The organism is Halobacillus sp. ABA4_118, from assembly GCF_056160205.1.
Window position 1 is genome coordinate 931,689 of sequence record NZ_JBSWWS010000001.1, and the last position, 15,479, is coordinate 947,167.

Genomic DNA, 15,479 nt, shown 5'->3' on the forward strand with positions numbered 1-15,479 from the left:
TTCCATTCCGGAGGTTTGGGCACTTTTTTTAAACTGAATTTCGTTTTCGGTTCAAACAATCTTCCATTCGTCGGCTTCCCGAGCTTCCAACCCGTCCCAGAACAAATCAAATATCGCAAGAAGCGTTGCTTCGTAATCAGGGAAATTTGCATTCACATGCTTTAAGGAAGCCCCTTCCATCAGGCAGTAGAACGAATGAGCCAGGGTCAGGGACGAATGGTGCGTCTCAATTTCCCCGGCAGCTTTTCCAGCCTCGAACATCTCTTCAAAATAGGCGAGTAGAAAGTTTCTGGATGCTGATATCTTTTCGCTTACCACCTGTTCCAGTGACCTTGGCGGAGAAATCTGAGCCATCTGCCAGAACGCAATCAATGCGGGTTCTTTGACGGCTGTCTGGATCGACATAATAAAGCTGTCCCTCAACTTTTTTTCGCTGGACGCCGATTTCATCCGCTGTTTTTTCTGCATCCAGTATTCTTTGTGAAACACTACTAAATGGTCGAGTACAGCTATGTACAGATCTTCCTTGTTTTTGAAATAACTATAAATCCCCGCTTTTGTAATCTGAGTCTCGCGGGCAATCAATGACATCGAAGCCCCGTCATATCCATAGGAAGCAAAGTACTGCAGGGCATTTTCAAGAATGGTTTGTTTCGTATTCATTTTGTTTCCCTTTCAGAGGATGAGCGGTTGTCATCCACATGTATTTAGAAAATAAAGGAAGGTAACTAAACGTTCGGTAACTACTGTCCGCGCGTAACTAGAGTCAAATGCCCATTTCTCTCTCTGGCATTCTTTTCTCCATGTTCACGTCCGGCCTTCAGGATTTTCTGTTCGTTCAGGTAACGGCGGAATTCCTCTTTGGAACACGGTCCATCCATTGCTTTCTCAACAAGATCCAGCCATTTGTGATCTAAGTTCTCTCTCATCTGTCTGCCTCCTCCATCGAATGATCCCTTTTATATTATTTACCATAATTCTACATAGATTTTATATAGGTGTAAAGACCTATTTAGCGCACCGGACGCTCTTCGCAAAGGAATATCATGGTAATATGAGAGGGAAGATTACTGTATTTTATTCGACGCAATGCGACTAAACGAACGTTCACATTTTTTGTACAATGGGGAGTTGATGTTCCATGGTATCCGATTTTTTTGTCAATATCTGCATCCTGACCGCTTTGTTTTTCTCCTATCTTCAATTAAGATGGCACACCCTTGAAAAACATCTGCCACTAAAGGTGATCTGCCTGATTGATGGAGTCGCGGCCGGTATAATGGGAAACTTAATGATGTATTATTCCATTCAGGTGACTGATTTGACGATTGTGGACCTGCGGCATGTTCCCGTCCTTATGATTCTGTTAATCAGCGGTGTCCGGCCGGCCGTTATCGGCACTATCCTCATTATTGCCGGACGTTTCCTTCATGGCTTCAACCTTTCATCGTTGGCGGCCATTATTTTCATGATCGTGACCCTTGCCGGCATCATCGTGATTGATCGAATGAGAAAAAGTCATCAGCCCCGCTATATTTCAGGCTTTTACATGATTTTTTATTCCAACCTCGTCTTTTCCATTGTGCTTTCTGTGGTCGTAAGGGATTGGAGTCTTCTTGAAACTCTGCTCCCTGTATACTGGGTGATCAGCTGTCTTGGCGGTGTGGGGATCATTTATCTCATTCAATACCTCGACCGGTCCCACTCTCTTTTTAAGAGCTATGAGCAAAAAGCTTCCATCGACCATCTGACAGGATTGAACAATGTGAGGCAGTTCGATTTCCACTGGAACCAGCAGCTTGAGGAGAGCGAAAAGAAAAAGAAGGAGTTGTCCCTTCTTATCATTGATGTGGACCACTTCAAGGATGTGAATGATACGTATGGTCATCCGGCTGGAGATCAGGTACTCAAGCAGCTCGGACGTCTTCTTCAGGAACATACAAGAAACTCAGATATCGTTTCCAGGAACGGTGGGGAAGAGTTTTCTGTCATTCTTCCGGACTGCTCCAATTCCTGTGCCTGTGCCATTGCCGAACGGATCCGGAGCGAAGTGATGGCCCATACCTTCTGGATCAATGCCACATCGCATATTCCGATAACGGTTTCCATCGGGGCGAGCACGTATCCATCTACAACGGAAGACAGGCAGGAGATCATTGATTTGACCGATCAGTCGTTATATCAGGCGAAACAGCTGGGGCGGAATCGTGTTGTCTCTTTCACCGCCGGTGGATTCGTTCAGGCTGATCACCGGACTTACTTGATGTAAATTCACAAAATGCTTTGTCTTTCACACCCTGCCAGGCTGTAAAAAACGTTCCATTAGAGTTATCTGTATGTTGTGTGAGTGGTCACGTTCCGCTTATCGGTGGATGCTTGCCGCAGGCGTCACCACCGAACGCTCCTCGTGACTTCACCGAATGATGATCTAAAAAATAGGCGTTTTCTTAAAGCTCATATATCTAGAACAACAAGCTTTATCACTTATAAGAGAATTCAGTACCATTCGTATGCAGGTACTGACTATGGCATTAACCTTCTCTTGAAAGGAGCTCAGATCGTTCCACACCTGCGGAAAACAGATGGTCCAGGCCCCACAAGGTAGTTTACCCGTGGACACTCGGAGGTTCGTCCACCCAAAGAAAAGGGGCTATTCTCCTGGAGGCACCATAAAAAAGCTCTGCCTTTTCGGCAGAGCTTTTTTATTTATAAGAACAGTAACCCGAGTGAAATTATGATACCGCTTACAAAAAGGACGATGAGACAGAAGCCCATAATATCCTTCGCCTTCAATCCTGCAATCGCAAGTGCCGGCAGGGCCCAGAAGGGTTGAATCATATTGGTCCATGCGTCTCCCCAGGCGACTGCCATGGCCGTTTTTGGTATCGATACTCCGAGGTGCTGGGCGGCATCCAGCATAATGGGTGCCTGCACTGCCCACTGTCCTCCACCGGACGGGACGAAAAAGTTCACGATCCCTGCACTTAAAAAGGCAAAGAAGGGAAACGTAAAGGGGGTGGAGATGGACACAAACGCTTCTGACATAAGCGCTGCCAATCCGGATGCGACCATCATCCCCATAATTCCTGCATAAAACGGAAATTGGATGATAATGCCTCCCGCCCCTTTCACCGCATCGCTCACAGCGTCCAAAAAATGCCTGGGCGTGCCGTGGAAAAGGATCCCCATAAATAAGAAAGCAAAGTTGACGATGTTCAGATTCAATTGAAAACCGGTCGTAACAAAATAGTACACGAGAAATCCAACGCCAAGTCCTCCGATGATCATGGAAAGAATCCGGCTGTTTTCCATGCGGACGGCCGGTGTCAGGGCGTCCGCCTCCAGCCCGGCTGCCTCCTGATGACGAGGCTGCTCAAGCAGGGAACGGTCGATGACAAACCTTTCTTCCTCTGCTGGTGACATCCTCCTGTTCAAAAGTGGTACAGCGATGAATAACGCGGCTGTTATCGCAAGGTTGAATCCGGCAAATATCGTCTCTGAAGCGGGGATGATCCCGATGGAATCTGCTGTGAAATGATCAGGTGTGGCGATCGTCAGTGGTATAGAACCGGCCAGTCCCCCATGCCAGACAAGGAACCCAGAGTAAGCGCTTGCAATTAAAAGCCGGTAATCCACCCGCTCCACTCTTTTGGCAAGCTCTCTTGCGAATAAGGCTCCGATGACAAGTCCGAACCCCCAGTTGATCCAGCTGGCTGCCAGGGAAACAACCGTCACAATGACAACAGCCTGGCCCGGTGTGCGGGCTGTAGATGCCAGTCGTCCGAGCGCCCTTTTAAACACCGGACTGCTCGCCAGAACAAAGCCGGTGACAAGTACGAGCACCATCTGCATGGAGAACGATAAAAGGTTCCAAAACCCTTCCCCCCAGTACTGCACCATCTGGACAGGCGTGCTTGGTGTAAAAATCAACCCTAACCCGAAGACCACCATCGTTAATAGAATGACGAAAAGAAAGGGATCGGGCAGGTAACGCTGCATGAGTGTGTTGGATACATGAATGGCTCGTTTTAACATCAAATCCTCCTTTGGTTGGTAGATAAAGACCCACGGTACCATTTCGTTATGCGACACCATTTTCCTTCTCTACAAATGAATTTCCCATTTCCACGAATGATCAGAATGACTTTTCTCCCAAGACAAAATGCAGGATTATTTTTACAAGGTTCTACAAAAATCGTATAATAGAAGTAGTTTGAATGAAAGAGGTGGGGGTATGGAAGAGCGCAGACGTTCCAAGAAGAAAAAGCGCAGAAAGAAAAAACGCTGGAGAATCCTCCTGGCTGCACTGGCACTGATCCTTGTCGCAGGAGGAGTTTATGCATATATGATCCTGCAGGATGTCCGCACAACAGTGAATGAAGATTTACACGAAAGTGTGGCTTCCATTGATAATGACGAAACGAAAGCAAAAGTAGACAATAAAGACCCGATCAATATCCTTCTGCTGGGCGTCGACGAACGCGAAAATGACGTCGGTCGTTCCGATACGATGATTGTGATGACGCTTGATCCGAACAATGACCAGATGCAGATGGTCAGCATTCCCCGTGATACACGGGCGGAAATCGCCAATGACGGCCGCGTGACGAGAATCAACCATGCCTACGCCTATGGCGGAAGTGACATGGCGGTTAATACGGTGGAAAATTTCCTTGATATCGACCTGGACTATTATATTCGTGTGAACATGGAAGGCCTGTCCCAGGTTGTGGATGCTGTCAACGGTGTAACGGTTCAGAACGATATGACCTTTACGTCCGGCAATTACACCTTTGAAGAAGGCGAGCTTGAGCTTGATGGACAGGAAGCTCTGTCCTATGTCCGGATGCGGAAAGACGATCCAAATGGAGACCTCGGCCGTAACGAGCGCCAGCGCGAGGTTATCACTGGTATTATTGATAAAGGAGCAAGCCTTGATGCGGTGAATAAGGTGGGAAATGTGATGGATGTGCTTGGAGATAATGTGAGTACGAACATGCAGTTCTCTGATATGAGGCGTCTGGCGACGAACTACAGCAGCGCCCGTAAAAACACGTCCACCTACCAAATGTCCGGAGATGGACAGATGGTGAACGGCATGTACCTGATTTTCATGTCTGATGCTGAAATTCAGAAAACCCATGATATGATTGTGAACTTCGGTTCCTGATCAACCATAAAGAAAGCCCCGTCTTTACGAAGACGGGGCTTTCTTTATGTTAAAACAAGATGGATGTCACCTGATTCGGCTTCAAGGATAGAGAGACTCTTCCTTGTTGGTGCAGCAACGTTTCCTGAGGCACCTCGTTCAATTTCGCCTCCTGGATGTTCTCCGAATGGGAGGAAAGGTGAAATTCTGCTTCCTGCTCCTCTTCTTTCGGATTGAAAAAGCGCAGCAGCAGACGTTCCTCATCTTCTGCTTTTTTGAGCGTACTTAGAACGGCTCCTTCATTTCCTTCCTTCAGCAGTGAATACGATCCCGGGGTCACGAGGCCGGATTCATTCAGTTTCATTGCATTGTAAGGAATTCTATTATAAATCTCCACAGGGGTTGTATACTCTTTCGCGATTCTCCCTGCCCCGGCATCTGAGAGTGATCCTTCATGAAGCACCAGTGCAAAGTCAAGTTCCAGACGGCCGATCATCTGGGAGTCCGGTGTCGGAAGTTTTATTCCTGATGGACGTCCCGGACGCCTCACCAGCTCTTCTTTTCCTAATACGCCGACACTCCTGAACAGCGTGACTGCGATCGTATCAAAGGAATCTCCGATGATTTCATATTCACGAACGCTGTTCGTAAGCAGCGTGACCCCGCGTTTGTCGTCTGATAAACCGACATAGGACAGCATCGGATAAATGGAATCCGGGCGTTCATCCCAGTCTTCCTCTTCCCAATAATCCATCGCGCTGTCGACGACATCGCGTTTGATCATGCCGAATTGATTATCCGACCATGAGAAAGCGGAGGCAATCTGTGTTGGAATGAGGGCGCGCAGACGGTGATCCCCGGCCTGGTTGTTAATGTCTGCTTTCACCTCAATGACCGGCTTATGCTTCGCAATGTGTAAGTGCCATTGAACAGATACGAAGCTGTCGATTTTCCCAGCTTTCCGGCTTTCCAAGTTGGCGGGTACAGGTAATTGCAACGCGATATCCAGCCTGGCACTGTAATCATTTTCATACACTTGAACGTCTGCTTCCATCGAACGACTATAGATCAACGTCTCATTCTCAAGCGGGGAATAGTCATATTCATCCCCATCATCACCGCCGTTTTCCAGAAGCAGAACATCCTGGATTTCGACGTTGTTCCTTTTGTCGTAAATGGTGAGTGTACCGTTGCTGTTCACTTGAATCCGGTAGTGATCGGTCTCGATTTCCCGTTTATCTGATTGATGCGGGCCGGCAGCAGCAAGCGCTCCTTCTTCCGGTTTGATTTCATACGTCTTGTACCCCATGGAAGGGAGGGTGTCCTTCCATTGAATGGTATATTCATAAAACGGATCATAGTTGCCATAGTGGACAATCTGACGGTCAATGAGACCTGGATCAAGAATGTTTTTCTCCAGGACTTCGAAAGGAACTTCCCGGCCGTCATGACCCTCCATGACGAAGGATTCCAGCTTCGTCACGACTTTATCTGTAATGACTTCCCCGCGCTCATAAGGGAGGAAGTTGAAGGCGGAAACGACATCATGCTCCGCTTGGACCGCATCCGTAATTTTACGCTTATAAAATTCGATCAGCTGATCCGTTTTTTCCTCAGCCAGAAACAGGCGGTTGAGGATTTCCCTGTGCACCTTATCAGAGCAGCAGCATCCGATACTGTCATGGGCATGGTTTTTCATCATTTCCTTCCAGATCAATTCAATCAGTCCGTGATGGTATTCGAAGCCGAGCGAATAGGCCATGGACGCCAGCGGCTCCAACACGTTGGTCAGCTTATTTTCCACGCGTGTATTCGCTGCTTTGATATCATTTCTTGTGGAGTAGATGCTGCGGTGTACACGCATATATTTTCCATCAAGAAACTCTCCGGATAACAACGGCAGGTCGTCGTTCTTCTCCAGTTCCTCAAATACATTTTCATAGCGGCTTAAGAAAAATTCCCGGTCAGGGTAAAGCCGCTGCAGCTTTTCAATGATCGTGTGAATGTTTTCCTGAATCGGCATCTGGTCATGTCCATTGGGAAGGATGATGTGATCGGTCGTAGCCCCGCGGTCGAGTACACGGAAATACTTATCCATCCGCTTCTGGAGCGCTTCTTCATCCTCCGGCAGGTATTTCCCGATGGCATAGCCGAGTGGGAAGAGCTGGACGAGGACGCTGGATCCGTCCTCACTTTCCCAGTGGAATTCTGTTTTATCCGTGCCGTGACGCTCCGATGTACCGCGCCAGAAAATTGAATATTGGATGTCAAAGCCGTTGAAAATCTGAGGCATCTGAGCCGACTGACCGAACGAATCCGGCAGGTAGCCGATTTTCATCGGCGCCCCGAAGGCTTCTGAATCCTTATGGCCATACAACAGGTTGCGGACGATGGATTCAGCTCCGACCACCATTTCATCGGTCTGCGTATACCACGGTCCGATGATCAGCTTCCCTTCCTGGACGAGCTTTCGGACCCGCTCTTTATTTTCCGGCTTTACAGCAAAGTAATCTTCCAAAATGGATGTCTGTCCATCGAGCACATAATAGGGATAGTCAGGATCGTTCTCAAGCTTATCCATAATTTCTTCCATGTTGTTCACCAAGAGGATACGGGACTCCTCTGTTGTAAAATACCATTCTCTGTCCCAGTGCATATGCGGTACAATGTGGGCCTGCTTCATTTCGATATCCTCCTTATTCATTCGTACTTCTCTATCAGGCGGCAGCAGCCGCTTCTTTCGTTATTTTCCTTTTTCTTGTTGCGATCAATAGAACCATAGAAATCAATGCGCCGAGCAGAGCCGCGCCAAACCAGAGACTTGCAGCGAGCAGAATCGGCTGTCCCTGAAGGAGAGCGAGGGAGAAGATGCCGGCGCCCGGTACATTCAATCCAAGGTCAAAGTAGGCGACAATGGCTCCCGTCACCGCAGAACCGGCTACCAGGGAAGGAATGACACGAAGCGGATCATTGATCATAAATGGAATCGCTCCCTCCGTAATGCCGGCAAGGCCGAGCAGCCACGTCTGTTTTCCAATTTCCTGTTCCTGAAGGGAGAAATATTTCTTCCCGAGAATCGTAGCTCCAGTGACAGCAAAAGCGGACACCATTTTAACCGAAGCAAAGGCTGCATAAGGAATAAAGTTACCGCTCGCCATCGCTCCGATACAGAACGTATAGGCGGCTTTGTTGACAGGTCCTCCCAGATCGAAGGAAACCATAGCGCCAAGGATCGCTCCAAGAATCAGGGCGTTGGCTCCCGATAAGCTTCCAAGCCAGTTGATCAGACCGTTATTGATCCAGGCCAGTGGTTCTCCGATGACGAACAGCATAATCGATCCAACCACAAGCGTACCAAGGACGGGATAGACCCAGAAGCTGATGAACCCGGCAAATGTACCTTTGGGCTTGATTTTGTTTTTCAAGAATTTCAGGAAGAATCCGGCTAGGAAACCACCGAGCATCCCGCCGAGAAACCCGGAGCCGATCAAGTTGGCAGCTACACCAGCAGCAAAACCAGGTCCAAGCGCCGGTTTATCTGCAATCGAGTAGGCCATATAGGCGGCCAGAATCGGCACCATCAGCTGACCGAGAAGACCACCGCCGAGCTGACGGAGCATCCAGAGCCATGAACCTTCCGTATCATAGAGCGTCTGCAGATCGAAAGCCTGCGAGATTAACACAGCCGCAGCGAGCGTCATCCCACCGGCAACGATGATCGGAATGATGTAGGAAATCCCGGTAAGGATGGAATCCTTGATTTCTGCTTTAAACCCTTTTCCATCCTGTTCCTCTTCCGTATCATCAGCCGCAGCCGCTTCGGAAACCTGTTCATCCTTCACATAACCGGCTGCTTTTGCTTCCGCCTTTTCCAATATTCCGCGGGCATCCCGGAGTGGCGCTGCTACCGACGTTTTCACTTTCGGCAGGTGAGCAAAGCGCTCTTCATCTTTGACAGCAACGTCATTAGCAAAAATGACCGCATCCGCTTTTCTTAAGTTCTGTTTCGTGTGACGGTCTTCAATACCGTTGGCTCCCTGTTTTTCTACGAGAACTCTATAACCCATCTCTTTTCCTGCCTTCGTCAACGCTTCCGCGGCCATATACGTATGGGCAATTCCGGCTGGACAGGCGGTGACGGCTAGAATGAGACGGCTTTCCGCTGATTGTTCTGCGTTCTCCTCTGATTCCTCTGCTTCTTCTCCTACCGCATCAAGCCGTTCAAATAGCTCTTCGCTTGAAGAAGCGTTCAAAAGCCCTTGTTTATACGCGTCGTCTGATAAACGGGTGACAAATTCAGATAATAAAGATAAGTGCGTGGATCCTGCTTCCTGATCCGGGATCGCTAACAGGATAATGAGTTCGACCTGATTGGAAGGGTCGATGCTCTCCCAGTCCGTCAGTGGTTTTTCAACCGTCGCTACAGCGAAAGCCGCTTCCTTCACGGCCGTCGATTTCCCGTGCGGGATTGCGAGGCCTCCTTCAAATCCAGTCGGGGATAGCTCTTCTCTGTCTTGAACCGCTTTCAAAAATTCGTCCTTGGAATGAAGCTTTCCCTCCTCATCCAGCTGTTTGACTAAATACTCAATGGCTTCCTGCTTCGAAGCAAGATGTATTTTCGTACTTATCAAATGGGGTGAGGTCAATTTTCTTAATTCCATTCTGTTCCACCTCCGCTTTGTAAGTGTTTTCATCACTTGGCTTTATCTTAGCAAAAAAAAAATAAGAAGATGGATTCTTCTTATTTTTACACATCTTTTTCTTATTAAAGCGTTTTCTTGTGTATGCGGAAACAACTTCAGTAAGATTTCCAAAAATACTGGGATAATGTTTCTAAAACAACCATGACCGGCGTCCGTCCCGTTATGTTGTAGCCGTTTTTCGTTTTTTTCGGTGCATAACAATAGAGATTGATGGCCGCCATCGCCTGCAGCGGGTTCTTCGTAAAATGAGTCAAGGATATAATAGGAATCTTTTTTTCCGCGGCTTTTTCGGCCGCCTCCAGGACAAGCGGCGTTTCTCCGGAAAGGCTGATTAAGAAAAGGACGCTCTGCTGATTGGCCTGGTCCAGACTGTGGAGGATTTCGTGCCGGTGAATGTGATGGCTCGTCGGCTTGCCGACCACCCGGAGGTTTCTGGCCATCATTTCGCAGAGGTCCGAAGAATCTCCAAGCCCGAAAAGAAGCACCTGTTTGGACTCCGCAAGCTGACGAGCCGCTTCCATCATCCGGTCCTGATCAAGGATTTCAAAGGTTTTCTGGATTAAAGAATAGGAATCGTCATCCGGGACTTCATACGGTTCTTCGAGTTCTACTTTCAGACTGTTCTTCATATGAGAGAATCCGTCGTAGCCGAGTTTTTTCGAAAGCCTTGTAATGGTATTGGGGACAGTATAGGCCTGTGAAGCAAGCAGTTGGATGGATCCGCCGGTCACATCTTCTTTATATTGAAGGATGTAGTCAATGATCTGGTCATCGGTATCATTCAGCTTATATTCATATTTATGAACACGTTCTTCAAATCTCATGTCAGTTCACCTCATTTTGTTGCATCTATTATAGCAGACATAAACCGTGTTTTTTTAATCATTCTATCGGAGGGATCCCCCATGAATATTTTAGTAGCCTTGGATTCTTTTAAAGGTAGCTTATCCTCAAGGGAAGCGAACGCAGCGGTCCAGAAAGGACTGATCAACGCCTCCGATTCATTCAGCGTTGATACCATCCCTGTAGCAGATGGAGGTGAAGGCACTATGGATGCACTCGTATCTGCTCTAGGAGGAAAAGTCGTTTATAAAAACGTCTGCGGTCCTCTCAGACGTCCGGTCAAAGCAGCCTATGGAATCATCCACCAGGACACCACCGCTGTCATTGAGGTAGCGGAAGCGTGCGGACTTCCGCTTGTCAACGAAGAAGAAAGAAATGCCTTATCCGCTACCTCCTACGGCGTCGGAGAGCTTATGGTCGAAGCTCTTGAAAAGGGCTGCCGGGAAATGATCGTCGGGCTTGGAGGAAGCGCAGTGACAGACGGAGGCACCGGGATGCTCCGGGCCCTCGGTTTTCAATTTCTGGACGCGGATGGCCGGAGTATCGGTGATGGGGGCCGTCATTTATCACGACTGGCTCACATCGATACGACTCATGTCCATCCCCGGCTGAAGGATGTTGTCATTCACACGATGTGCGATGTCTCCAATCCACTTTATGGCCCAAACGGGGCCGCTCACATCTTTGCTCCTCAGAAAGGGGCATCCCCTGAGGAAGTCTCTCTCCTTGATGAAGGACTGAAGCATTTCGCTGACATTGTACAAAAACAGCTGGGGCTGGACCTTCAAGACACCGCAGGAAGTGGTGCGGCGGGTGGGCTTGGAGCCGCCTTCTCAGGATTTCTCCAGTCTTCCCTGCAGTCTGGTGTCCAGTTCATACTCGATGAGGTAAAGATGGATGAGCGCATAGCCGAAGCCGATCTCATCATTACCGGAGAAGGAAAACTTGATGCCCAGAGTTCAATGGGAAAAGCTCCATCCGGCATAGCGGAACGTGCTAAACAGCAGGGCGGAGCCGTCATCGCTCTTGCCGGGGACATTACAGGTGTTGAAAAAGGACTTCATGGTGCAGGAATCGATGCCTGCTTTTCGATCATGAGAGGACCTTCCTCCTTACAGGACGCTTTGAATCCGGACACAGCCCGGGACAATCTAGCGGAGACAGCTGAACAGATCGGCCGGCTCCTGACCGTTAAAACAGGTATAGGGACTTGAGGGGACGGATAGAAAAAGAGGAATGGATCTTCATCCATTCCTCTTTTCCATTTCCTGATACGATTCCCTGTGGGAAAGGACCTTCTCCATGTTCTCCGTTCCCCACTCCCGCATCATGACGACGATCGGCTTCAAGGAGAAACCAAACTCCGTCAAGGAATATTCTACTTTCGGAGGAACAACTGGATACACTTCTCTGTGCACAATCCCGTCTGCCTCCAGCTCTCTCAGCTGCAGCGTCAGCATCCGCTGGGTAATGCCGCTGTTCAGCCTTTTGAGCTCATTGAACCGCTTCGTTCCATCCAGCAGATGAAAAATGATGACACTTTTCCATTTCCCGCCGATGACGTGGACCGTTCCTTCTACGGGACAGGAATATTGGTTCAAGAAAGGTTTCCCAACCGTCTGATCTTTTTTTTCTGCACTCATAGAGGCCCCTCCCCTGTTCTATAGGAAACATTTCAATTGTAATCCCTTTTTATATACTGTCACTATACCATAAGTTCATGTGTGAAGAGGAGCAGAAGTCTTTCCCAGCAGGTATCCTTTTTGATACTTTCCCACAAAAATGTGCGTACTTCAAAAAATATAAAGAATCCTTTACGATCAAAATAGGAACTCTAACACCGAAAGCTATGGATGATGAGAAAGGATGTGGGAGTGATGAGTAAAATGAAAGCTGTTGGATTATATAAACATCTGCCTGTCGACCATGAGGAAAGCCTGATCGACTTGGAACTGGACAAACCGAAAGCCGAAGGTCGTGATTTACTCGTACGCGTGGAAGCCGTCGGAGTCAATCCTGTCGACTACAAAGTAAGAGCGAATGGTGACACGGAAACAGAAGCCAAGGTCCTCGGATGGGACGTTGCCGGCGTTGTCGTGGAAACCGGAGCTGAAACCAGCCTCTTCAAAAAAGGCGACCACGTCTACTATGCCGGAGATATTACCCGGCAAGGCGGGAACAGTGAATTCCACCTCATAGACGAACGCATTGTCGGAAAGAAACCGGCTTCCTTATCCTTTGCAGAAAGCGCCGCTCTTCCATTAACAACGATTACAGCCTACGAAGCCCTGTTTCATCGTTTAAAAGTCAGTCATCACCCAGAAGATAATAAAGGGAAGTCTATTCTGATTATCGGTGCATCCGGTGGTGTCGGATCCATTGCCACCCAGCTGGCGAAGCGGGCCGGGCTTACGGTTGTCGGTACAGCCTCACGTCCGGAAACAGAGAAATGGGCGAAGAAGCGGGGAGCTGATTTCACAATCAATCACTATCACGACTTTTCTTCCCAGCTGAAGGAAATCCAAATCGAAACGGTGGACTTTATTTTCTGCCTGAATGCAACAGAGCAGCACTGGAGTAACATGGCAGAATCCATCGCTCCTCAAGGGAAAATCTGTTCCATCGTAGAGATGCCGGAACCCGTTGATTTAACCATGCTGCAGAGTAAAAGTGCAACATTTGTGTGGGAGTTGATGTTTACACGTCCGATGTATCAAACCGATGATATGATCAAACAGCATGAACTCCTCAATGAGATTTCCGGTCTTATTGATGAAGGGAACATACAGACGACGTTGAATGAAACCCTTTCTCCGATCCATGCCGCAAACATGAAAAAAGCTCATGAGAAGCTTGAATCCGGGAAAGCCATCGGAAAAATTGTTGTGGAATCTTTTGAATCTTAAAACCTCCGCCCATAGGGGCGGAGGTTTTTTACTGGATACTTTCACCGGCTGAAACAGGCGTTCTGGAAAACCTCGTTTCCGCTTATATCGGAGAGGGAAATCCTCCGGGTCCTTCCTATTTATGTTTACATCCATTGGAAATCTTTGAATCTCTCTTCGTATTCACAGTTATTGGTGTGATTATTCAACTTACGATGATTGGTTGGCGTGCGTTTAAAAAAAGTTCAATGCATGTTCATTCACTCTCTCTATTATGTTCCTATATGAAAAATGGATGTTTATGCTCTAAAGGGAGGGGTATACCTTTTAAGGAGATCCCCCTTTTATCCCTATGCGGATACATACTATCACTATCTGCACACCAGTCTCCCGTGGACATTCGTTCACGGGAGTTTCATTTTCACCCTTAACGTTCGTCTGTCCGCGCGCTTTATTTATTATTTTTATATAATTTATAGGGAAATCCTGCATAGGAAGCGGATCCAAAGGGTATTTCATATTGTACAAACCCAACCTACAAACAGGAGATGACCATATATGAGTGAACATCAACGATCACTTGGGATTGTCACACCGCCTGGTTATCCCAAGGAGCTCAGTAAAACAATCAGCGAGCAACTTCCAGATATGCTCAAATATTACGTGAAAGACGACTGTGAATGGCAGGTCGAAGCCTTAATCGATCCTTTGACCGGCGTCACGGAAGACCCGGAGGAAGTATTCGAAGCCGGCTTAAAAAAGAAAGAAGAAGAAGACTGGGATTATATCGTCTGTCTGACCGATCTTCCTTTCTTTCATGATCGGAAGCCGATTATGGCTGAAGCATCAACCAATGACAAAATTGGCATCATTACCCTCCCCGGTCTCGGATCCACACCTCTATTAAAACGTGTCCGGCAGTCGATTCTGCAGCTCGTTAATGAAATGTACTATGGAAGCGGTGAAGAAGACAGAGAAAAGGCGCAGGAGAGGCTGCAGTCAAAAAAAGATGGCGAACATAAAAATTTAAAGAAAAAAGGCTCCCGACGGCTTGTGGAAAAACGTGGAATAGACCGATTCTCCCCCATTAAACGGGTGACACCGGATGAAGAGGATACGTATATGGACGTGCGGTTCATCGTCCAGTCCCGAATCAGTGGTGCGTTAAGAGTATTGACCGGGATGGTGCGGGCCAACCGCCCATGGGCGATTTTCCCCGCCTTTATGAAGGTCATCATCTTCGCCTTTGCCACCGGTTCCTACGCCCTTGTGTTCCCGACGTTATGGCGGTTGAGCAATAATTACAGTTCTTGGCGGATGCTTCTGCTTACCATCCTGTCCATTTCGTTAATGGTCGGCTGGATCATCCTTGCTCACAATTTATGGGAAAAGCAACGGAAAGACCGGGCCCCCTATCTCCGGAAACTGTACAATATGACCACGCTGCTTACGCTCGGGGTAACCGTTGTCATCTATTACTTCATCCTCTTTGTAATGTTTTCGGTTGCCGTTGTCGTCTTCATCCCAATGGGGCTGTTGGAGTCGGAAGTTTCCGGCGCTGTCGGTTACGATAATTATTTCTACATCGCCTGGACGGCTACCAGCATATCCATCATTATCGGCGCGCTCGGCTCAGCCCTTGAAAATGAAGAAGTCGTGCTGTCCTCCACCTACGGCTACCGCCAGCAGCAGCGCTATAAAGATGCGGATACAGATCAGGAAACGGAAACAGCCAGGAAACAAGAAACGAAGAAACAGAGAGAGAAAAAGGATAAGCAGGAAGTTTCGCCGGAAAAAAAACGTCCTTCCAGGGAGGATCAGGAAAAAGCGGCGCAGTAAAAGTCGGTGATATCCAGTTCAAGGGATTTCCGCTCCTGACGGCAAGAAAAAAACCGTTCT

12 protein-coding genes are annotated in these 15,479 nt (G+C 48.1%); 5 read left to right on the top strand and 7 right to left on the bottom strand.

The window, feature by feature from the left end; translation table 11 throughout:
* Window positions 1-51 precede the first annotated feature (51 nt).
* The gene (locus ACXAGL_RS04595; protein ID WP_474969696.1) at window positions 52-663 is read right to left on the bottom strand and encodes a TetR/AcrR family transcriptional regulator; all 612 of its coding nucleotides are present in this window, start codon (window positions 661-663) and stop codon (window positions 52-54) included.
* Window positions 664-743: 80 nt separating this feature from the next.
* Complete coding sequence (locus ACXAGL_RS04600) at window positions 744-929, bottom strand: hypothetical protein (protein WP_474990145.1); 186 nt, start codon at window positions 927-929, stop codon at window positions 744-746.
* Window positions 930-1,141: 212 nt separating this feature from the next.
* Between ACXAGL_RS04600 and ACXAGL_RS04605 the strand changes: the two genes are divergently transcribed.
* Entirely contained in the window at window positions 1,142-2,269 is a 1,128-nt protein-coding gene (locus ACXAGL_RS04605; protein ID WP_474970877.1) for a GGDEF domain-containing protein, read from the top strand.
* 437 nt (window positions 2,270-2,706) lie between these two features.
* Here the strand turns inward: ACXAGL_RS04605 and ACXAGL_RS04610 are convergent, their stop codons facing one another.
* Entirely contained in the window at window positions 2,707-4,035 is a 1,329-nt protein-coding gene (locus ACXAGL_RS04610; protein WP_474990147.1) for a short-chain fatty acid transporter, read from the bottom strand.
* Between the two features lie 199 nt (window positions 4,036-4,234).
* On the opposite strand from ACXAGL_RS04610, the gene ACXAGL_RS04615 reads away from it, so the two are divergent.
* Window positions 4,235-5,170, top strand: coding sequence for an LCP family glycopolymer transferase (locus ACXAGL_RS04615; protein WP_474969700.1), 936 nt, complete (start codon window positions 4,235-4,237; stop codon window positions 5,168-5,170).
* A 49-nt stretch (window positions 5,171-5,219) separates the two neighbouring features.
* Here ACXAGL_RS04615 and mngB read toward each other — a convergent pair whose 3' ends face one another.
* The 3 genes from mngB to ACXAGL_RS04630 all read right to left on the bottom strand — a co-directional run bounded on the left by mngB (window position 5,220) and on the right by ACXAGL_RS04630 (window position 10,676).
* Window positions 5,220-7,832, bottom strand: coding sequence for a mannosylglycerate hydrolase (gene mngB, locus ACXAGL_RS04620; RefSeq protein WP_474990149.1), 2,613 nt, complete (start codon window positions 7,830-7,832; stop codon window positions 5,220-5,222).
* Window positions 7,833-7,866: 34 nt separating this feature from the next.
* Window positions 7,867-9,810 carry a PTS 2-O-a-mannosyl-D-glycerate transporter subunit IIABC gene (gene mngA / locus ACXAGL_RS04625; protein ID WP_474969702.1) on the bottom strand — a complete coding sequence of 648 codons (1,944 nt, stop codon included), beginning with the start codon at window positions 9,808-9,810 and terminating at the stop codon, window positions 7,867-7,869.
* A 137-nt stretch (window positions 9,811-9,947) separates the two neighbouring features.
* On the bottom strand, window positions 9,948-10,676 hold the full coding sequence (locus tag ACXAGL_RS04630; protein WP_474990151.1) for a MurR/RpiR family transcriptional regulator: 729 nt from the start codon (window positions 10,674-10,676) through the stop codon (window positions 9,948-9,950).
* 81 nt (window positions 10,677-10,757) lie between these two features.
* On the opposite strand from ACXAGL_RS04630, the gene ACXAGL_RS04635 reads away from it, so the two are divergent.
* On the top strand, window positions 10,758-11,909 hold the full coding sequence (locus ACXAGL_RS04635; protein ID WP_474990153.1) for a glycerate kinase family protein: 1,152 nt from the start codon (window positions 10,758-10,760) through the stop codon (window positions 11,907-11,909).
* A gap of 30 nt (window positions 11,910-11,939) precedes the next feature.
* On the opposite strand, the gene ACXAGL_RS04640 is transcribed toward ACXAGL_RS04635, so the two are convergent.
* A complete protein-coding gene (locus tag ACXAGL_RS04640) occupies window positions 11,940-12,338 on the bottom strand; it encodes a winged helix-turn-helix transcriptional regulator (RefSeq protein ID WP_474969705.1) in 399 nt (132 codons plus the stop codon).
* 234 nt (window positions 12,339-12,572) lie between these two features.
* Here ACXAGL_RS04640 and ACXAGL_RS04645 point away from each other — a divergent pair, with 234 nt between their 5' ends.
* Both ACXAGL_RS04645 and ACXAGL_RS04650 read left to right on the top strand, forming a co-directional pair.
* Window positions 12,573-13,601, top strand: coding sequence for a zinc-binding alcohol dehydrogenase family protein (locus ACXAGL_RS04645; protein ID WP_474990155.1), 1,029 nt, complete (start codon window positions 12,573-12,575; stop codon window positions 13,599-13,601).
* A 537-nt stretch (window positions 13,602-14,138) separates the two neighbouring features.
* Complete coding sequence (locus ACXAGL_RS04650; RefSeq protein ID WP_474990157.1) at window positions 14,139-15,419, top strand: hypothetical protein; 1,281 nt, start codon at window positions 14,139-14,141, stop codon at window positions 15,417-15,419.
* Window positions 15,420-15,479 lie beyond the last annotated feature (60 nt).

Coding starts and splice junctions, on each gene's coding strand:
- ACXAGL_RS04630 (WP_474990151.1), bottom strand. CDS start 10,676: ATGAGATTTGAAGAACGTGTTCATAAATATGAATATAAGCTGAATGAT.
- ACXAGL_RS04645 (WP_474990155.1), top strand. CDS start 12,573: ATGAGTAAAATGAAAGCTGTTGGATTATATAAACATCTGCCTGTCGAC.
- ACXAGL_RS04595 (WP_474969696.1), bottom strand. CDS start 663: ATGAATACGAAACAAACCATTCTTGAAAATGCCCTGCAGTACTTTGCT.
- ACXAGL_RS04635 (WP_474990153.1), top strand. CDS start 10,758: ATGAATATTTTAGTAGCCTTGGATTCTTTTAAAGGTAGCTTATCCTCA.
- ACXAGL_RS04615 (WP_474969700.1), top strand. CDS start 4,235: ATGGAAGAGCGCAGACGTTCCAAGAAGAAAAAGCGCAGAAAGAAAAAA.
- ACXAGL_RS04600 (WP_474990145.1), bottom strand. CDS start 929: ATGAGAGAGAACTTAGATCACAAATGGCTGGATCTTGTTGAGAAAGCA.
- mngB (WP_474990149.1), bottom strand. CDS start 7,832: ATGAAGCAGGCCCACATTGTACCGCATATGCACTGGGACAGAGAATGG.
- ACXAGL_RS04640 (WP_474969705.1), bottom strand. CDS start 12,338: ATGAGTGCAGAAAAAAAAGATCAGACGGTTGGGAAACCTTTCTTGAAC.
- ACXAGL_RS04605 (WP_474970877.1), top strand. CDS start 1,142: ATGGTATCCGATTTTTTTGTCAATATCTGCATCCTGACCGCTTTGTTT.
- ACXAGL_RS04610 (WP_474990147.1), bottom strand. CDS start 4,035: ATGTTAAAACGAGCCATTCATGTATCCAACACACTCATGCAGCGTTAC.
- mngA (WP_474969702.1), bottom strand. CDS start 9,810: ATGGAATTAAGAAAATTGACCTCACCCCATTTGATAAGTACGAAAATA.
- ACXAGL_RS04650 (WP_474990157.1), top strand. CDS start 14,139: ATGAGTGAACATCAACGATCACTTGGGATTGTCACACCGCCTGGTTAT.